15 protein-coding genes are annotated in these 18233 nt (G+C 59.5%); 11 read left to right on the top strand and 4 right to left on the bottom strand.

Going from position 1 to position 18233, the window contains the following annotated elements:
- The 7 genes from XM50_RS02945 to XM50_RS02920 all read left to right on the top strand — a co-directional run.
- Positions 1–1500: gp53-like domain-containing protein (locus tag XM50_RS02945; protein WP_156167104.1), on the top strand; the 1500-nt coding region annotated here is incomplete at its 5' end.
- A gap of 57 nt (positions 1501–1557) precedes the next feature.
- Positions 1558–5346: a collagen-like triple helix repeat-containing protein gene (locus XM50_RS02940; protein ID WP_156167102.1), complete on the top strand. Its 3789-nt coding sequence runs from the start codon at positions 1558–1560 to the stop codon at positions 5344–5346.
- 48 nt (positions 5347–5394) lie between these two features.
- The gene (locus tag XM50_RS02935) at positions 5395–5754 is read left to right on the top strand and encodes a hypothetical protein (protein ID WP_046407243.1); all 360 of its coding nucleotides are present in this window, start codon (positions 5395–5397) and stop codon (positions 5752–5754) included.
- Positions 5755–6093: 339 nt separating this feature from the next.
- Positions 6094–6486 carry a hypothetical protein gene (locus XM50_RS20710; RefSeq protein ID WP_231621833.1) on the top strand — a complete coding sequence of 131 codons (393 nt, stop codon included), beginning with the start codon at positions 6094–6096 and terminating at the stop codon, positions 6484–6486.
- 149 nt (positions 6487–6635) lie between these two features.
- Positions 6636–7418: a hypothetical protein gene (locus XM50_RS20705; RefSeq protein ID WP_231621832.1), complete on the top strand. Its 783-nt coding sequence runs from the start codon at positions 6636–6638 to the stop codon at positions 7416–7418.
- A 33-nt stretch (positions 7419–7451) separates the two neighbouring features.
- Entirely contained in the window at positions 7452–7667 is a 216-nt protein-coding gene (locus XM50_RS02925; protein ID WP_046407241.1) for a hypothetical protein, read from the top strand.
- Positions 7667–8092 (top strand): hypothetical protein, encoded by a 426-nt coding sequence (locus XM50_RS02920; protein ID WP_046407239.1) that lies wholly within the window; start codon positions 7667–7669, stop codon positions 8090–8092. The genes XM50_RS02925 and XM50_RS02920 overlap by 1 nt, the downstream gene beginning before the upstream one ends.
- Before the next feature lie 301 nt (positions 8093–8393).
- Here the strand turns inward: XM50_RS02920 and XM50_RS02915 are convergent, their stop codons facing one another.
- Both XM50_RS02915 and XM50_RS02910 read right to left on the bottom strand, forming a co-directional pair.
- On the bottom strand, positions 8394–9026 hold the full coding sequence (locus XM50_RS02915) for an SOS response-associated peptidase family protein (protein WP_046407238.1): 633 nt from the start codon (positions 9024–9026) through the stop codon (positions 8394–8396).
- Positions 9027–9578: 552 nt separating this feature from the next.
- On the bottom strand, positions 9579–11042 hold the full coding sequence (locus XM50_RS02910) for a DEAD/DEAH box helicase family protein (protein ID WP_156167100.1): 1464 nt from the start codon (positions 11040–11042) through the stop codon (positions 9579–9581).
- A 954-nt stretch (positions 11043–11996) separates the two neighbouring features.
- Here XM50_RS02910 and XM50_RS02905 point away from each other — a divergent pair.
- Positions 11997–12734: a hypothetical protein gene (locus XM50_RS02905; RefSeq protein WP_046407236.1), complete on the top strand. Its 738-nt coding sequence runs from the start codon at positions 11997–11999 to the stop codon at positions 12732–12734.
- A 100-nt stretch (positions 12735–12834) separates the two neighbouring features.
- On the opposite strand, the gene XM50_RS02900 is transcribed toward XM50_RS02905, so the two are convergent.
- Complete coding sequence (locus tag XM50_RS02900; RefSeq protein WP_046407235.1) at positions 12835–13251, bottom strand: D-Ala-D-Ala carboxypeptidase family metallohydrolase; 417 nt, start codon at positions 13249–13251, stop codon at positions 12835–12837.
- A 131-nt stretch (positions 13252–13382) separates the two neighbouring features.
- On the opposite strand from XM50_RS02900, the gene XM50_RS02895 reads away from it, so the two are divergent.
- Entirely contained in the window at positions 13383–14135 is a 753-nt protein-coding gene (locus XM50_RS02895; RefSeq protein WP_046407233.1) for a hypothetical protein, read from the top strand.
- 231 nt (positions 14136–14366) lie between these two features.
- Here XM50_RS02895 and XM50_RS02890 read toward each other — a convergent pair whose 3' ends face one another.
- Positions 14367–15479 carry a ComEC/Rec2 family competence protein gene (locus XM50_RS02890; RefSeq protein WP_082102661.1) on the bottom strand — a complete coding sequence of 371 codons (1113 nt, stop codon included), beginning with the start codon at positions 15477–15479 and terminating at the stop codon, positions 14367–14369.
- A 29-nt stretch (positions 15480–15508) separates the two neighbouring features.
- Here XM50_RS02890 and gltX point away from each other — a divergent pair, with 29 nt between their 5' ends.
- Positions 15509–16960: a glutamate--tRNA ligase gene (gltX, locus tag XM50_RS02885; RefSeq protein ID WP_046407232.1), complete on the top strand. Its 1452-nt coding sequence runs from the start codon at positions 15509–15511 to the stop codon at positions 16958–16960.
- Positions 16953–18233: a citrate synthase gene (locus XM50_RS02880; protein ID WP_046407230.1), complete on the top strand. Its 1281-nt coding sequence runs from the start codon at positions 16953–16955 to the stop codon at positions 18231–18233. Before gltX ends, XM50_RS02880 begins: the two co-directional genes overlap by 8 nt.

Genomic DNA, 18233 nt, shown 5'->3' with positions numbered 1-18233 from the left:
GCCAACGGCCTCGTGCCGGTCCAAGAGGCCGTGGAGGAGGTTAAGCAGAATGTGGACGATATTCGCCAATTCCTGCCCGATCTTGTCACTCCCCTACTGCGCGAGCCCATCGCCAAGGTATCTGCTCTCCAGCTGAAATACGGCGCTGGTCAGATTAAGGCGGCGTTTGCGCTCCACGATCAGGCGCTTGTGGCTGTCCGTGAGATTGGAACGCGCGTCGATGAGAACGGCAACAAGGTCGCTGAGGAAATGCTTCAGCTAACCAGCCGCGTCACAGAGGCAGAAGCGAAGGTCGCCGGCATCGACATTGATGGGCCGATCGAAGCTGGACTTGCGGAGATTAGGCGCACGATCGCGGGCCTCGACTTCGCTTCGGCTGAATCCGTGGACACGAAGATCGCCAACTATGGCAAGGGCGTGTCCGCTTGGCAGGTTGAGGAAGAGCGCGTTCGCGCCGAGAAGGACAGCGCGCTCGCCGAAGATATTAGCCAGATGGGCGTTCGCATCACCACCGAGATTGGCGACGTGCGAACCGAGATGGATGGCACGTTCAACGACCTTCGCGAACTTATCGTTGATGGAGAGAGCAATACCGCACTGGCGCTCCGCATTGACGAAATGGGCGTCAGGATCACAACGGAAGTTGGTGATGAGAAGAAGGCCCGTGAAGCGGCCATTCAGACGATCGAGAAGACGCAGGCCGACGACCGCAAGGCAGCAGCCGAACGCTCCGACACGATCAGCAGTTCGGTAACGGACATTACCAAGGAAGGCGGGCCAATCTCCGTCATCAACGGCATCATTCAGACTATCCAGAAGACGCAGGCCGATGACAACGGCGCTCGCGCAAATGAGACACGCACCATTCAGTCGCGTTTGGACAACCTCAACGGCGTCACGGGTGCGAGTGTCGAACAGGCAATCAACACGGCAGTTGATAAGGCCGGCAAGGCTGGCGCTTCCTATGTCCTGAAGGTGCAGACCGATCAGAACGGTCAGCAGGTTATCGCCGGCATGGGTGTTGCTATCGAGGATGGCGTTTCTGCTATCGCTTTCACCACCGACAGCTTCCGCATCAGCACCCCCGGCGCAAATCCACAGCAGGTGTTCTATGCGGATGCTGAGGGCGTTTACATGCCCAACGTTCGTGTTGGTCGCATCACGTTCGATGCGATGGAAGAGCCGTTCACGCTTAACAGCCAGATCAACGCTGACAGCGGCTATCAGGAGCTACCCGGCGGCATCATTCTGCAATGGGGCAAGGTGCGTGGTTACTTCAGCGGCGGCTTGTTCCCGATCACCTTCCCGCGTCCATTCACGCAGGCCGTCTTCACCACGCAAGCTACGCCATTCGTGAACTTCTACAATTCGCGCGATCAGGACGCATGGGTTCACCTAGTTGGCAATACCATGTCTCTGACTGGTGTGTCGGTCACGATCCGTGCTGGTCCAAGTGGTCAGTCCCTGAACGGCTTTGATTGGTGGGCTGTCGGCAAGTAAGCCGCCCCGACTTCCTCCGCTAAATATCAAAGATCATTTAGCAGGAGAGCCACTTCTATGGCATTTCAGTATGAGGATAGTGGCACTGTAAACCTGACAAACGGTTCTGTCACCGTTACCGGCAATGGCACGAACTGGGTCGTCAACTACTCCGGCCTTCAGTTGAGCTTGGGCGGTCTGAACTTCACTGTTCGCAGCGTTGATTCCCGCAACCAGCTTACCCTTACCCAGCCCTATTCCGGCGATACAGCTTCCAACGTCCCTTACGAGCTTCTTCCGCTACAGGCCGAGGTTTATGAGCTTGCTCAGGACGTTGCTGACATTGCCGAGCGCATCGGTCCGCTACTAGACGCAAAGGTCGGTCCTGTTGGCCCTGCTGGTCCCGCTGGCCCTCAGGGCGTGCCCGGTAAGAACGGCGATGCTGGCTTTGGCGCGATCGTCAACTTCTCTGATTACAAGCCTATGCCAGCTGGCTCACCCGGCGTTTACATGCTGGTGCCTGTTGTTCAGGGAGAACCCGGCGTCACGCTCTCACAGCAAGCGCAGGTCGTCTTGCCCGCAAATAGGCCCGATATGGGCATTGGGCTTTATCTGAGGGCCACGACCAGCGGCAACACAATCGCTATCCTCGGCCTGACGAATGCCCCTGAGCCGCAGCCCGAGGTGCCTGTTGAGGATATCGACCTCACGGGTTCTGGCGTGATCTATGGCGCACCCGGCACGATCTTCGATCTGGGCATCACGGTTGCCAACGCAGCCCAGACATTCAACCTCACTGCACCAGCTGGCTTGCCGCTGCTCGTTAAGCGCGAGAACGCCAAGGTGGATCCAGTGGCTTCCTCGTGGCGTCTCGGCACGTCCGGTGCCCCTTACCCCGTCACAGGTGATGCGGTCGCAAACTCCATCGTGATGAACAAGGTCGGTCCTACCGCTTCGTTCGGCTTCCGTAACAACAGCGTCGTGATTGCCAATACCAACGGCTACCTGACGACTGATCCAATGGGCATCGAGTTCGTCGCTACTGCTGATGACCGCACAACCCAGACACCAAACCGCATCCGCTTGTCGTTTAAGGGCGTCGTGCCTGAGGGCACAATGGGCGGCGTTCTGGCTACCCTCATGGACTACCAAGTCGGTGAAATGCGTCTTGAACCCTATTGGGATGGTCCAACACTCAAGGTGATCCTTGGCCGTAACGGCAGTCAGGAAGACGTGGTGAGCGATCCTAGTGATCTGCGCGTCCTTGGCACAAACCAGCTATACGAAGCCGAGTGGACGAACAATCCGACCGGCGACGGCGGCACTATGACGTTCTTCATCAACGGCCAGCAGATTGGCACGCCGAAGCCGACGAACACCAAGCCGCGCATCACTCCGCTGATGCCAATGGAAATCGGCGCGTCTTCGGGCAATACGTCCGTTGGCATCCCGAACCTCGAAGTCGAATACGTCTCAGTCAGCTACGACAAGCCCGGTATCGCCGTCTCCTACCAGAACGTATCCAGTGGGCCGATCAGCCGTGCAGACCTACAGGCTCTGGCCGTTGATGCGAGGAACGTAACGGCTCCCGGTCCTTACGTGCTGCGCTACTCCATCGGCAACGGCACGCCGTTTGAACTGTCGATCAACGTCGGTGAAATGTCGCTGCCAGCTGGTCGCGCTTACAAGGCCGTCCTTGAGGATTGGTCCACCGGCGTAGGCGTGCCCCACCCTCGCGAACTGGTGATGACGCGCGTTGCTGCCCAGAACTGCCGCTATGAGGACAACGACCTCTACGACGCACAGGCAAGCTGGACTGAGGTTCTTCCGCAAGGCGAGGTGCCGAACATCAACGGCATCAACTATTACTGCGAAGGCATTCGCATGGGCAATTACGTCCAGTTCCAATTCATCTACGATTGGGACGCGACACAGATGCCCGCGAACCCATTTGGCGATCCGACCAACAAGGAAAGCTACATGGTCGCTCACAAGTGGATGATCTACGACAATCAGGGAACACTTCTGGCGCGCATCGAGCAGCCAAACGGCGACCCCATGAACAACCCGGCTCGCCCTGCTTGCTGGGAAGGCACGGTCGATGGTCGTGGCGTGGCAATCGTCACCGCGAACAATCGTTGGCAGCCACATGGCACCACCCGTTCGTCGGTTATCTGGCGCTCGCATGATCCGGTGGCTTACGATCAGCAGCGCGTCTGGCGGACTGTTCCAACCTACGACATTCGCGTACCCTTCGGTTCCAGCACTGGCTATTCGGTTAATGGTGGCGATGCCCGTATCTACGGCGACGGCCAGATCAACGGCTTTGCGAACTATCGCGTCATGCCTTGGGAGCCGAGTGACACGAATGCGCTAATCGCACAGGCTGCGGCATCCACAATGCTCCACAGGTCGCTCCTAACTGAGACGGCCATCACGCCAAACGCTGGCATCTGGCTCAAATACACTCCGTTCAACCAGATGGGCCGTTCGCCTGTAACTGGACCGGGTGGCACGCGCGATGATCGTCAGATCATGCCGGAAATGCTCGCGCAGTATGCTCGTGATGTGAGCTCGACCCGTCCCTTCGATGGTCGCTCGATGAAGCAAATCACGCTCGACTACCTCACTGGCTACGCCAGCGATCCGGTTTACGGCATGGAAGGTGGACGAGCGAAGCCGCTCTACAAGGGCACCGGCAACGCACGTCGCAACATCAGGCTTCGTAACCATTACTATGGTTATGGTGAGGCTTCCGTTCCTGAGAGCCAGGCATGGTATATTCAGGGTGGTCGAACCTACGAGTGGATGGCTGGCAGCAACCCACTCCGAGTGAGGGTCCCACGCGGCGGCACCGATCCCAAGAAGCCGATCTTCGGCACGAACATGATTGATAAGGCGCACTCGCACCAATACCCACATTGGGGTTCGCTGCTATTCCAGACGCCTGAGTTTGCGATGATGGGCCACAAGTTCAGCGATATGCCGCGCTTGTATTCCAACTATATCCTCAACGATGATGACGTGAACGTCATTGGTGATCGTGAGACGGCATGGACCTACATGCACGCTGCGCTCCTGTGGAAGACTGCTTCGTCCAACTCGTCGCGCCTCTACAGCCGCGCAGAGGTCATGGATTGGGTGATCTTCGACCTAGAGGCGTTCTACGACAAGCACTATGACGCGACCCCCGGCTTCCTGAACCCGCCGACCAATATCCGCACTGGCACCAGCATCGACGGCAACAAGGCTGTCTATGCGTCCAACTCGCGCTTCGGCATTACCACTTGCCGTGGTGACAGCGTTTACACGCATGACTTCATGGTTGGCTATTGGCTGAGTGCGCTCCACGCGGGTCACAAGCTGGGCTTCAATCAGGCAATCAGCGCAGCCTCGGTTAAGGCCAAGGCAGTTATCGACTGGCTGGTTATGTCGCACGAAAAGCGCATCATTGGCAGGCTCAATGAGGGAATGCTGATCAACGCAGAGGACGGCACAGAATACCTGACCCCGCTCTGGACTGTTGCCCAGATCAACGCAGCTGGTGGCAATGTCGCTTCCTTGCCGCAGACCATGGCGGCTGTCTCGGCAGCACAAAGCAAGCCAAGTCCATCGTGGGATACGTGCCACGACATGAACGGCAACGTCCAATCGCGTGATGGTCAGTCGATGGACCAGTTCCTCGCTGGACCCGGATTGCTCATGGATATGGGCCGCAGTTCAACTGCTCTGGCCAATGCCTACAACATCGCTGAGCAATACTTCAACCAGAAGAAGGCAGCAGAAGAGGCAAAGGGGGCGAATGCTGGCACCGGCTGGTTCGTGTTCCATCAGGCCACGAACAACAAGCCCTACAAGCCAAGCTGACCCAAGCGAACGGAGACCTCCCACTAAATATGGCGGGAGGTCTCCAGCATGGTCGAGATTCGAGACATTGAACTAAGAAGTTACAGCACCGCAGCCCAAGGCTCGCTGGTGTTCAATCGCATTTGGCAGCTTCGCCTAGCAGACGGTTCTCCCATTACACGCGAGATCGGAGAAGCCTACTTCGTCGTTCTGGATGAGGGACGCGCCAAGCTAAAGCTGTCGTTGGGCAACGGCCTGACTTGGGATGACGCAAGCAAGAGCATCCTGATTCAGATCACCAACGAGCAGGTGCGTTTCATTCGTGACGACACGACGATGGAATACGCATTCTACATCGTCCCACCCGCCCCAGCGGGCGAAATCATTCCAATCAGAGAAGGTGCGGTAAACGCACTCAGGGTGGCATAATGAACACACCACTAAGCGAAGTCGTATCCGTCACCCAGAGCGAGGAAATCAACGTCATCGAAGTCACCGAGGGTTTGTATCCGGTGAAGAGTGACAAGGGCGATCCGGGTGAACGCGGTCCCGCTGGCGAGGCCGGTCCTGCTGGTGAGCGTGGCGAGGCTGGTCCGAAAGGCGACAAGGGCGGCAAGGGCGACAAGGGTGATCGTGGAGAACCTGGCTTGGCCGGTCCAACTGGTCCCGTTGGTCCAGTTGGCCCGAAGGGCGACCGAGGCGAAAAGGGAACGGACGGCGCAGCCGGTCCTAAGGGTGACAAGGGAGACACCGGAGCAGCTGGTGCCAATGGTGCTCGCGGTCCTGCCGGTGAAGCTGGCCCTGCTGGTCCTGCTGGTCCGACTGGACCTAAGGGCGATGCCGGTGCCGTTGGCCCAATTGGTGCGACCGGGGCAACCGGCGCGACTGGTCCCGTTGGTCCAAAGGGTGACAAGGGTGACACCGGCCCTGCTGGTCCTACTGGTCCCGCTGGCCGTGATGGTGTCGGTGGTGAGGCTGTTCCCGGTCCTGCTGGCCCTCAAGGTCCACAGGGTGAACCCGGCCCAGCTGGCGCAGATGGCGCGACCGGTTCCAAGGGCGATACTGGCGCAACTGGTCCCGCTGGACCACAAGGCCTACAAGGCATCCAGGGCGAAATGGGTCCGGTCGGTCCAGAAGGTCCAATTGGTCCGCAGGGGCTGAAGGGCGATAAAGGCGACACCGGCGCAACTGGTCCTCAAGGACCGGCTGGAACTGGCGGTGGCTCGCTAAGCGTTCCCGGCGCGAATACCTCGATCCTGTTCCGCAATACAGCGACCACTCTGGGCGGTAACGCTAAGATGCTCGTCCGTGTGGCTGACTTCGGCTTCCAGCTCGATGACGTTGTGGTGAAGCCAAGGAAGGAAGCGGGATATCCGTTCCTCCAGATCACCGATCAATACACCCTACCGGGCAACCGCACTCTGGGTACCCATGAGGGCTACACCAGCACTCGACGTTGGCAGGCAAGCCACGGCACCGATTTCGACGCCAACGCGATGCCGTTCATTTCCGCTGGCACTCCTACTGCTCAGGCCATCGGCAACACGAAGAGCACTTGCGAGCCAACCCTGAACTACGTCACGGACGCCGCAGTCGGCTCACAGGCAGCATGGATCGCAACTGCGCCTGTTCTGTCGAGCAATCAGTCCCAGACTGGTGGCTTCGTTGTTACGATCCGCGCAAGCATCAAGGACTTTGCTCCGGGTAAGCGTTGGTTCGTCGGCCTAGTTGGCAACCCGGTTGTTCCGGGCAACGCGAACACCGCAACGATGACGAGCGTTGTTGGCGTTGGCGCTGATGCCGGTGATACAAAGCTGTACGCATTCTCGCGCGGTGCTTCTGGCACCATGTCGCGCAGTCAAGAGAACATCAACGCTACTCTGGATGGTGAGACAGTCACGTTCACCTTCATCAGCTACCCCGGCATGGGTGAGGCAAAGCTGGGCTACCAATTCGCTGGTTATGGCTGGGGCGGAAACCTCAGCTACAACGGCCTACTCTACCCCGCCGCGTGGGTTTCAACCGGCACTACCGGCGCGCCAATCACGCTCAGCATGAACCGCGTTTACGTCGAATACCTGACCAACAACTAAGAGGGGACGGCCTAGCGCGTCTTTGGGTGATACATGGAAAATAGCGAGACGGCTGTTCAGGCCGCGAAAACTGACCGCACGCTCAGAGGCTTCATCAAGTTCGCTGGCAAGCATGGGTGGGACTTCGCGAAGCGCGTGTGGCGCTTGGAGGCGGTGAAGAGCATGGCCCTCACGTGGGCAATCCGCGTGTCTCCGCTTGGCGGTGCGGTCGTCGTCGGCATCATCGATAGCTACATGGGTGGCTCGTAATGGCCGGCCATCAGACCCCGGCTATCCCGCAGGACATGCGCGACTTGCTGATCCGATTGGACCAGCGTGTTGGCGATGGCTTCCAGAACATCAATGCTCGCTTTGACGAGGCTAATCGACGCTCTGACGCGCACGAGAGCCGCATCAGCAAGTTGGAAGAAACGAGCATCATTCGTCAGGGCTACGTTGGCAGGTTTGAGGCTGTGGAAAGCACCGTCAGGAACCACGAAGGCCGCTTTCAACAGCTAGAGGGTGCCGGCAAGGGAGCGGGCATTATCGGCAAGGCAGCGTCTGGCCTGATTGGTGCCGGCGTAGCTGCGCTGGCCATGATGGGCTGGCAGGTCGGCCTGCATCCGAAAGAGCAGGTGAAGGCGAAGACGACTGTCGAACATACAGCCACGGTTCCCTTCAAGCCCCTATCCTAGTGCCTTGCGAGCACGCGCCGTTCTTGAGACGGCTCGACATAACACGCGAGCCTGATTGTCAAATCCTGGGACCGTGAACCAAATTGTTTCGTTCTAACAATCAACCTGCTAGTTAGCGCCGGTGAGCCGCGATTACGAGAACCTGCGGGCGGAAGCTGCTCACTACCGGGCACTTCTCGATATCTTCGAGGGAAGCACGATGCGCTCTGCGTTGGAGGATGTAGCTGCCGCGCTGGACAGACTTGCTGACGAGGCCCCCGGTGGAGCAGCTAACGAGGTTGAGGCGACGTAGCTCGGTTGGTCACCGCCCTCCCGTGCGCGTTGGGAAGATAGGCCCGCGCACGGTCATCTTGCTCGCAGCGTAGGGCTTCTGAAGCGCGACCACGTCGTCATACGAACCATGAAGCCACCTCTCGATATCGTCGGGTTCGAGGATCGTAATCATGGCCTTGGGGTGGATGGGCGCGACTAGCTCATTGGCATCGCACGTCACCATCGTGAAACCCGCCCCGTCTTTGGTGTGCTGCCAGAACCCGCCGACAGCGAACACGGGCTGATCTGTCACGCTGAACCACATTTCCCCCTTCAACGGCGGCTTGCCGTCGCCAAGATCATGCTTCTCGGGGGTGAACTCCGCGAACTCGGTGAGCGGCACGAGGCAGCGGTTCTCGGGATTCTCGGCCAGCTTGCGCCATTGCGGTAGCTTCAGGTTGCGGACGTTCGTCATCGGCCAGGGCGCCTGACCGCCGAGCACGTCCCACGTCATCACGTCCCAAGCACGTTCACCGTCCTGCTCTCGGATCACGTAGTTGCGTGACTTGGGTCGAAGCTCCGCTGGGTTGAAACGGTTGTCGCGAGGCCGTTCGCTGAACAGCCTATTGGTCGCCCCGAAGAGCGTGTCAGGCTCGCGTTGTAGGCGCGCTCGGTTACACATTGGGGCAAGCTGCCGTGTCAGCCGGCGATCGGCAACACCTGTGTCAGCTTGGCCGCGCGCGCTTTCTCACTGCGCTCGGCCTTCACCGCCATGGCATCCCACCTCATAGCCGCCGCTTCGTAACGATCACGGACGTTGGCGAGTGGGCTGTCGCCGTATGTGGCGCGCAAAGCAGCCGCGCGAGCGCGACATTCGGCTGAGGTATCGGACAAAATGGTTCCCCTTCAGCCGATCAACGCGCGAGCGAATATGTCGGCACCAAAGCTATTAAAGCCGCTTTCAAGCTTGGACTACGCTCGTTATCGTGGCGCATGGCTCAGAGACGTTCAGTCAACAAAGGCGAAGATCTTGCCCGTCCCTTGCGCGGACTTCCACGTCAGGAAACTCGCGTTACCAGCGTGCGCCTGACCAAAGACGAGTTGGATCAGATCGACGCCTATGTCGCGTCGTCTGGCCCGCCGTTTACGTCTCGCCCTGAAGCTATTCGACGCTTGTTGCAAAAAGCGTTGGCGGATTGATCGCGGCTCTCACTCTTGAGTGACGCGTCAAGCGTCACTTAATCCTAAAGCCCTTTGGTTCACGCGGCGTCCACGGACGAGCGACGTAAACCTCCCCATTTGCAGCGGCATCACGGACCTTCTTGTTCTCGCGGCTGTCCCACATGCTCTCCGCTGGCGTCTTACGCTCGGAGACGGGATTGCCGCGCAGCTTTGGTTCTGGAATGTCGCTCTTGATCTGCTCGACGTTGCAATTCGGAAAACGAGCGGCAAGCCAACGAGCGGAACCCTCGCTCACCACGCAGACGGTCACGTCTTCCTTGGCGTTCGGTTCGCGCAGCGAACAGCGCATCATCGCCTGGTACTCGTTCTGGTACTGAAGCGTGATCTTCAGTTCCTCGTCTGTCAGGCCGATTGCCTTCAGAAACGCCGCTGGCCCGGTGCTGTGGTTGATAGCCTTCACGAGCGCGACACCATGCGTCCGCTGAAACGCCTTGCGGTTCAGCCCTTGGGTATTCTGCGGCAGCTTCAAGCCTTCATCAAACAGGTAGTCCTCGTCCTTCTTGTTGGACTGCCAAAGAAAGTCCTCGCCAAGCTCGTCGGTCATCAGGTTCGCGATGCTTTGCAGCACAGAGCTGCCGTTGTGCGACTTTTTGCCAAACTCCTGCGACCAGTTGCCGCTTATGACGTACTTGATAGTCAATCGGCGACCGTTCGTATGGTGCTTATACCGCAGGTTCCCGTTGATTACCGGGTGCGGCTTCCAGTTGATGCTATCGACCTTCTCCCAGATTTTGGCGAGTTCCGTATCATCGAAGTTCGCGCCCATGATGGTGGTGCTTGCATACCCCTGAACGAAGTCGGACTTCTGAAACGCGAAGAAGTGGATTTCCTTCGCTTTTCCAGCACCAGTGAGCAGGTTGTTATACGCATCGTACTGAACGCAGACCACCTTGTCAGGGTTCAGAATGTCGTCAGCTAGTTTCTTGAAAACCGCGATCGCGTCGTCTTGACTGCTGTTCTGCGCTAGAGCGCGCAAAGCGCCAACGTCGCTGGCACTCACCACGGGAATGCCGGGAACAAGATCAGCATCCAGAGTGATGTGCTGTGTGATGTAGCCGTGAGACTTCCTGATGTTCAGCTTGTGCGCCGTGAAAGCACCGGGCACCTCATCAACGAAGAGGTTCCAAAACTGCCTGTAGGCATTCGGTAGCTGGGCAAGCGCCACATGGCTGACAAGTAGGATTTCGTCCTGGCCCTGCGTGGCCTGCGCCATGTGCCCGACAATGCGAGCGTTGACCGATGCACTGGCATAGCCCGTGCTCGACACGATCTTGGTGACTTTCACGTTCCCGTTGTGAGCGAGTAGGTCACGCTCAGTCTGGTCGATTAGCAATTTGGTGGGCTGGGCGATCAGCACCTTCTGGTGGTTCTGCGCCAGCAAGAGAGCATGACGAACGAGCGAAAAGGTCTTACCGGAACCGGCTGGCGCGCTCACGCTGTAGAATGTAGTGGACACGTCTAATACTCCTATCAAAGAAGAACCCACTTGCGTGGGTCCAATACGCAAGTGGGTATGATTCTTCTTTGATAGATGAACTCGGACCACTGCCGTGAACGGCAGCTTGGACCCGCGCTCACATTATTATTTATCTTATTCTTGTTTTTACAGCACTCAAATGGCCTTGTCATTATTCACGCGATGTTATGCGCACCCTTATTGAAGAGCGTTGTAAGAAGTTATGATATATATTAAAGTATTTGGATAACAATTTGTAACTCAGAACATCAAGAACGGGCTATCAGCGGATGCGTGTTTGCCGGCCTGTTGGACGCGACAGCGGACAATTGGCCGAGAAACAGCATACGCAGGCAAACCGAATGGGCAGCTTGTCTGCACAGGCGGTCTTGCCTCATTATTCTGACATAGCGGTTAAAGAGCCGTTGGCGGCATCTGTGCTGCGCGCACTCGCACAGATACCTAGCGCATGTGTATTTGCGCCTTAGCCAATTTCCGCCCCTTGAGCGCTTTGCCGCTTTCCCGCGCAAACACCCATTCGCAATTAGCCCGTTTGTCGATTGATGGGAGCTTCGCAATTCCAGCCACCCCATCCGCCAGAAATCAAATGAGAAATCAGGCGCAGCCGCCACCCCCTAAGAGTGCGCGTAACATATCGTGGCTTTAACTCATTTTTCACCTGGAATCCGATAGCCCGGGTCATCGGGGTCAAACCCGTGTGTTCTTTGAAATAGATAGGTTCCGATAGCTGGTGTGGTCATCAGTTCTCACTCTCGGGTGAGAGCAATGTCCTGGAGGAAACTCCATTGCAGTCCAGCGCAGCGGTTAGTCCCACGACCTGTTGCCGTGCTTCAGGCCGACGAGCTTCGGCTCACTATACGCTGAAGGTGGAGAGTTGCGGCAGTAATGTCGCGCACGGCTGCTTCACCACCATGCTGGCATAGGAGCCCAATCATGTCCAAGGACACCGTACTTTCTCACGCTGAAATCAACAAGCTGGTCAAGCAGTTCGACTCCGACTTCAAGGATGTAATCCTTGGAGAAGAAGCTGAAAACAACGCGACCATTGAGCAGCTTAACACCAACACGGCAGATCGTACCTACGATCTGATCGCGGCGCTGCTCGATCTGTCCGACAAGCTGTATGTCCATCCGGGCATTCCGCTTGCTGGCTACAGGAGCTTTCTGGTTGAGCGCGGACTTGCGCCCGCACGAGGGACGAACAATCCCTATCTTCCGTTCGTCAAAGCGGTTTTCTCCGAGTTGAAGAACGGCGCGTGGGTGTTTGGAAAGGAGCACCGGAGCCGGGAAAAGTATGCCAACGTCCTGCGGCATCTGGCCGACGCTCAGTTGGCTGGAACGCTTACGGGCACGGTTCAGGACTACATTCGCGGATACAGCACGTCTCACGGCGTGAAGATGAAGGGAATTGAGGCTCAGGACCGGGCAGACAATCCCAGCAAGGGGGCTGCGGATCGCGTGGAAAGCCTCCGCAAGGCAGGCCGAAACGCACGCGCTCAGGCTACCATCACGAATTCGTTCGGGGTGGGAAACCGCAAGGTCGTCGTCCTTTACGGGCAAGCGAACTTGAACGGCGAAGTTGAGATCTTGAAGGCCGAGGCGTTGAATGACAACGAAGCCGATAAGTTCTTCTACAAGCTCGGGCTGGAACTGAAGGCGGCTGAGAAGTGAAAGGAAACCCCTTGGGAGGCTTAACGGCTTTCCAAGGGGTTTTCTGTGTTTTGACTACTTGAGCGAGCAGCCCCGTGAATGTCCTAGTTGGACCGCTTATTTAATCCCGCAGCCCAGCCGTGTACTTGCCGTTCCGCATGGTGAGAACAATACCACGCAAGGCCGGTGCGAAGCTAATATGGGTCCACGTCCCTTCTTCGATGAGCTGGTCGAACTTGATACCTGCGGCGACGATCGCCCGGCAGATTTCCAGTGGCGTCATGCCCTTCACACGGAAGTCCACAGCATAGCCCTGACAATGCGCGCTGGTCGGCACACCACCGACGCGACGGTTTACCGCTGCGCTTCGATAGGCACTGTTGACGAGGATGGGCTTGCCCAGCGCAGCGCGGACTTTCTCCATGCCGGCGGCAGCGACCTTCAAGTTCGCAAGGTGCGCGGGGGTTGGCTGATTGTTGAGACCCGTCGAAGTGACGGTCATCTCATTCAGGGTGAAGTGTTCTGTGAGCTTGGTCATCACATAGTTAGCACTGACGCTGTCAATGTCATTCTGACGCGTTTTGATGCTATTTGAAGCACGTTTCCGCACTCTCTTGGTAACTAAACGGACAGCAACAACGCTGTTGTTTCATATACTCGGAGAACAACGTGGAATTCATCACGCTGACGCGCTTTGAGAAGAGCACTCGCGCATTCACTGCCATCGACAGTTATAAGGCTTGCCTCTGCAACGAGCACGACAACTGCCACCCGATCGGCACCTATATGGATGGCCTCGTAAGGCAGCTTCGCAACCACGCAGACGAGCCAACGGGCTGGTCATTTGCTGAATGGCGCAGGGGCACGAACATCGCATCCAACCTGATCGGCGCAAATGCGATCATGCTGGAATATGCCCGCACCCGAGACGACTCGGAGATCGTCACCCGACTACACGACAAGGCCAAGGAACTCGGCTGGACCTTCTTTCTCATCGAGACTGAGACGAAGAGCGGCAACACCATTACGATCGTTTGGCCCATGACGAGCGCGATCAACCAAGCTCAGTACGCGCGCCTAGCTTCCATCCTCGCTGAAGAAATGGACGAGTACGGCATGGAGCATGGCTGTCTCGCCGCCACGCATATTATCCAGGTGCATCGCTCTACGCTGACCGTTGTGGTCGCGGGCAAGACGATGAACCCCGAAGCCGAAATCAGCCGTACCGCGAAGCTCTACCAGCGCCTGAACGCTCGAAAGTATGAGGGCACTCGCCCGGTGACGAAGACCACGCAGACAGACGATGCACCACAAGCCATCGAGGACGGCCTATTCTGCTGGTTCGAGACGAAGGAAGAGAAAGCGCAGCGTGAAGCCCTTGAGGTGATGGCGCGCTTTGCTTCCGTCGAGACCGAGGCTTAAACGACGATGACCAGGCATGCGCTCATCAGCCGGTCGCAATCTCACGCCTCTCGCGCTCTCTCTGCCGAATCAGCGCAACGCACCTCTCCGTGATCTGGGAAAGCCGAAGCCACTCTTCATATGCGACGATATGGGCGAAAAACGCGCCCTCAAAATACACAATTTCCGAGTACATACGCTACTCGCATCGGAGATCCTTCGGCACGAATGCCCTCGTAAGCACCCGGTTCCTCAACAATGCTCTTCAGGAATGAAGGAAGTGCAACCGCTCGCCTTCGTGGCGCTTGACGCCCGCTCCGGAAGCAGGCGTTTGCGAATCGCACAAAATAAAAAAAGAGAGTTTGACTCCTTTAACGCACGGGTCAGCCAGGTATAGCCGAGCGCGGTCACGGCAGCGGTCGCCGCTGCGATCAGCGGAACCCGACCGGTGAGCGCGAGCCGCATGTTGAGCGCGAGCAGTCGTGCGGCGAGCAGCATCGTCAGGCCGACGACCGCGGTGATATGGAGTCCACTGACCGACAGAAGATGCGCGAGGCCGGAGCGGCGCATCGCCTCCTGGTCCGGTTCCTCGATCCCCCCGGTGTCGCCGGTCGCCAGCGCGGCGGCGATGCCGCCGGCACTTCCCTCCAGATTGTGCTGGATGTGGCGGGACAAGCGCGCGCGGAACGGCTCTCCCGCGACCGCACCCGACAGGATCTCGGGTGGGCCGAGCGCCCGTCCGGTGGCACCAATCCCGCTGAACCATGCCACGCGCGCGAAATCATAGGCGCCCGGCACCGCCGGCGGCGGGGGCGGCATCAACCGCGCGCGCAGGCTGATCCGCGTCCCGGGCAGCAGCCCGGCCGGCACGTCCTCCTCTGCTACGTTGACGCGCACCTGGAGGGGCGCACGCGGCGGCCTGCGATCCAGCCACTCAAGATCGCCGAGCCGCAGCCGCACTAGGCCGCGCGCCGGCAATGCGTTCATTGCCTCCACCCGGCCAGAGAAAGTGGCGATCGCGGGACGCGCAAGGACCGGCGCGGCCGCCGTTTCCGCCCGCAGCCACACCAGCGCGAGCCCGGCCGCGAAAGCAATGCTGCCGATCGCCGCCACCCGGGCAGCGCGACTACCGGCGGAGGATGCCGCAAGCGCGAGGAGGGCGAGCGCGGCGGCGCCCAGCAACGCGGCGCGCCAGGCGCTGCTATCGGGAAGGACGAACCACGCCGCCACCCCGCCGCCCAGCGCCACCGGCAGCCATAGCGGCAGCTGGTCGCGCTCCGCCTCCAGCCACGATTCCACACGCGCCCGCGCGGTTTGAAGCGCGGGGGCGTAAGTGCTAGGGGCGGGCGCGGCCGTAGTCGCCATGTTATCCATCAGCCTGGGAGCAAGCGCGCTTGAGCGCAACCACTGAAACCCGCGATGCAACCGTCGTCACACGGTTCGCCCCCTCACCCACCGGATTCCTGCATGTAGGGGGCGCGCGAACAGCGCTGTTCAACCTGCTTTTCGCGCGTCATCACAACGGGCGCTTCCTGCTGCGCATCGAGGACACCGATCGCGCGCGTTCGACCCAGCCAGCGATCGATGCGATCCTGTCGGGCATGCGCTGGCTGAACCTCGACTGGGATGGCGAAGAGGTCTTCCAGTCGACCCGCGCGCGGCGCCACGCCGAAGTGGTCGATGCGATGCTGGCGGCGGGCGCGGCCTATCGCTGCTACATGACCGCAGAGGACATTGAGGCGATGCGTGCGGAGGCGCAGGCCAAGAAGCAGCCGCTGCGCATCCGCTCACCCTGGCGCGATCGGGTGAACGATGATCCGACGGCGCCGTTCGTCGTCCGTTTGCGGGCACCGACCGAAGGTGCGACGACGATCAACGATCTGGTGCAGGGGCCGGTAACGGTCCAGAACGCCGAACTGGACGATCTGGTGCTGCTGCGGTCCGATGGCACGCCCACCTATATGCTGGCGGTCGTCGTCGACGATCACGACATGGGCGTCACGCACATTATCCGTGGTGACGACCACCTCAACAATGCATTTCGCCAATTGCCCATCATCAAGGCGATGGGCTGGCCCGAACCCGCCTATGCGCACATTCCGCTGATCCATGGCGCGGACGGCGCGAAGCTGTCCAAGCGTCACGGTGCGGTCGGCATCGACGCCTATCGCGACGAACTGGGCATCCTGCCCGAGGCGCTCGATAATTACCTCCTCCGCCTTGGCTGGGGACATGGCGACGACGAGATCATCAGCCGCGAACAGGCAATCGAATGGTTCGACCTCGCCGACGTTGGCAAGGCGCCATCCCGCTTCGACATGAAGAAGCTGGAAAATCTGAACGGCCATTACATCCGCACCGCGGATGACGCCCGGCTCGCAGAGCTGGTGGCCGGGCGCCTGGGCCTTGCGGAGGATGATACGCGCCGCCCGGTGATCACGGCGGCGATGCCCGCGCTGAAGCCCCGCGCGGCCAATCTGAACGAGCTGGCGGACGGCGCACGTTTCCTGATTGTTTCTCGCCCATTGCCGATCGCCACCGATGCGGAGCCGCTACTGGCGGGAGACGCACCGTTGACGCTGGCAAAGGTACATCACGCGCTTGACGCTGTGGCCAAGTGGGATACGGAAGCGCTCGAAGAAGCGGTGCGGCAGGTCGCCGAGACGCTGGGCTTGAAGCTCGGCCAGGTGGCCCAGCCGCTCCGTGCCGCACTCACCGGCCGCCGGACCTCACCCGGCATCTTCGACGTGCTCGCACTGCTCGGGCGTGACGAAAGTCTCGCCCGCATCGCCGATCATGCCGCGGATCAAACGGCCGCCCATGGGAAGGACGAAAACGATGACTGATGCCAAGCTGTCCCTTGGGGACAAGAACTTCGGCTATCCCGTGCTGTCGGGCACGGTTGGCCCCGACGTGGTCGACATCCGCAAGATGTATGGTCAGACCGGCGCCTTCACCTATGATCCCGGCTTCACGTCGACCGCGTCATGCCAGTCGAAGCTGACCTATATCGATGGTGACGAGGGCGTCCTGCTCCACCGCGGTTATCCGATCGGCGAGCTGGCCGAGAAGTCGAGCTTCATGGAGGTGGCCTACCTCCTCCTGAACGGCGAGCTGCCCAAGGGCGACGAGCTGAACAAGTTCGAGAACACGATCACCCGCCACACCATGCTGCACGAGCAGCTGGCGACCTTCTACCGCGGGTTCCGCCGCGACGCGCATCCGATGGCGATCATGTGCGGCGTGGTCGGCGCGCTTTCCGCCTTCTACCACGATTCGACCGACATCCACGATCCGCAGCAGCGCATGATCGCGTCGCACCGCCTGATCGCCAAGATGCCGACGATCGCGGCAATGGCGTACAAGTACAGCGTCGGGCAGCCGTTCCAGTATCCGGACAACTCGCTGAGCTACACCGGCAACTTCCTGAAGATGACCTTCGGCGTGCCGGCCGAGCCTTATGAGGTGAACCCGGCGGTCGAAAAGGCGATGGATCGCATCTTCATCCTCCACGCCGATCACGAGCAGAATGCGTCGACCTCGACCGTGCGCCTTGCCGGTTCGTCGGGCGCGAACCCGTTCGCGTGCATCGCGGCCGGCATCGCCTGCCTCTGGGGCCCGGCGCATGGCGGCGCCAACGAAGCTGCGCTCAACATGCTGCAGGAAATCGGCACGCCGGATCGCATTCCCGAGTTCATCAACCGGGCAAAGGACAAGAACGATCCGTTCCGCCTGATGGGCTTCGGCCACCGCGTGTACAAGAACTACGATCCGCGCGCGACGGTGATGCAGAAGACCGTGCGTGAAGTGTTCGAGGCGCTCAACGTCAACGATCCGTTGTTCGAGACGGCGCTGCGGCTGGAAGAACTGGCGCTCAGCGACGATTACTTCATCGAGAAGAAGCTGTTCCCGAACGTCGACTTCTACTCGGGCGTGATCCTGTCGGCGATCGGCTTCCCGACGTCGATGTTCACCGTGCTGTTCGCCCTGGCCCGTACCGTCGGCTGGGTCGCGCAGTGGAACGAGATGATCACCGATCCCGACCAGAAGATCGGCCGGCCCCGTCAGCTGTACACCGGGCCGACGACACGTCCGTACGTCCCGCTGAACGAGCGCTGA

This window comes from Sphingomonas sp. Ag1 (assembly GCF_000980895.1).
Classification (GTDB): Bacteria; Pseudomonadota; Alphaproteobacteria; order Sphingomonadales; family Sphingomonadaceae; genus Sphingomonas; species Sphingomonas panaciterrae.
The sequence above is the reverse complement of the archived record's forward strand: the minus strand, read 5'-3'. Positions and strand labels throughout refer to the sequence as shown.

Coding starts and splice junctions, on each gene's coding strand:
- XM50_RS02880 (WP_046407230.1), top strand. CDS start 16,953: ATGACTGATGCCAAGCTGTCCCTTGGGGACAAGAACTTCGGCTATCCC.
- XM50_RS02890 (WP_082102661.1), bottom strand. CDS start 15,479: ATGGCGACTACGGCCGCGCCCGCCCCTAGCACTTACGCCCCCGCGCTT.
- XM50_RS02900 (WP_046407235.1), bottom strand. CDS start 13,251: ATGACCAAGCTCACAGAACACTTCACCCTGAATGAGATGACCGTCACT.
- XM50_RS02935 (WP_046407243.1), top strand. CDS start 5,395: ATGGTCGAGATTCGAGACATTGAACTAAGAAGTTACAGCACCGCAGCC.
- XM50_RS20710 (WP_231621833.1), top strand. CDS start 6,094: ATGGTGCTCGCGGTCCTGCCGGTGAAGCTGGCCCTGCTGGTCCTGCTG.
- XM50_RS02925 (WP_046407241.1), top strand. CDS start 7,452: ATGGAAAATAGCGAGACGGCTGTTCAGGCCGCGAAAACTGACCGCACG.
- XM50_RS02905 (WP_046407236.1), top strand. CDS start 11,997: ATGTCCAAGGACACCGTACTTTCTCACGCTGAAATCAACAAGCTGGTC.
- XM50_RS02920 (WP_046407239.1), top strand. CDS start 7,667: ATGGCCGGCCATCAGACCCCGGCTATCCCGCAGGACATGCGCGACTTG.
- XM50_RS02940 (WP_156167102.1), top strand. CDS start 1,558: ATGGCATTTCAGTATGAGGATAGTGGCACTGTAAACCTGACAAACGGT.
- XM50_RS02915 (WP_046407238.1), bottom strand. CDS start 9,026: ATGTGTAACCGAGCGCGCCTACAACGCGAGCCTGACACGCTCTTCGGG.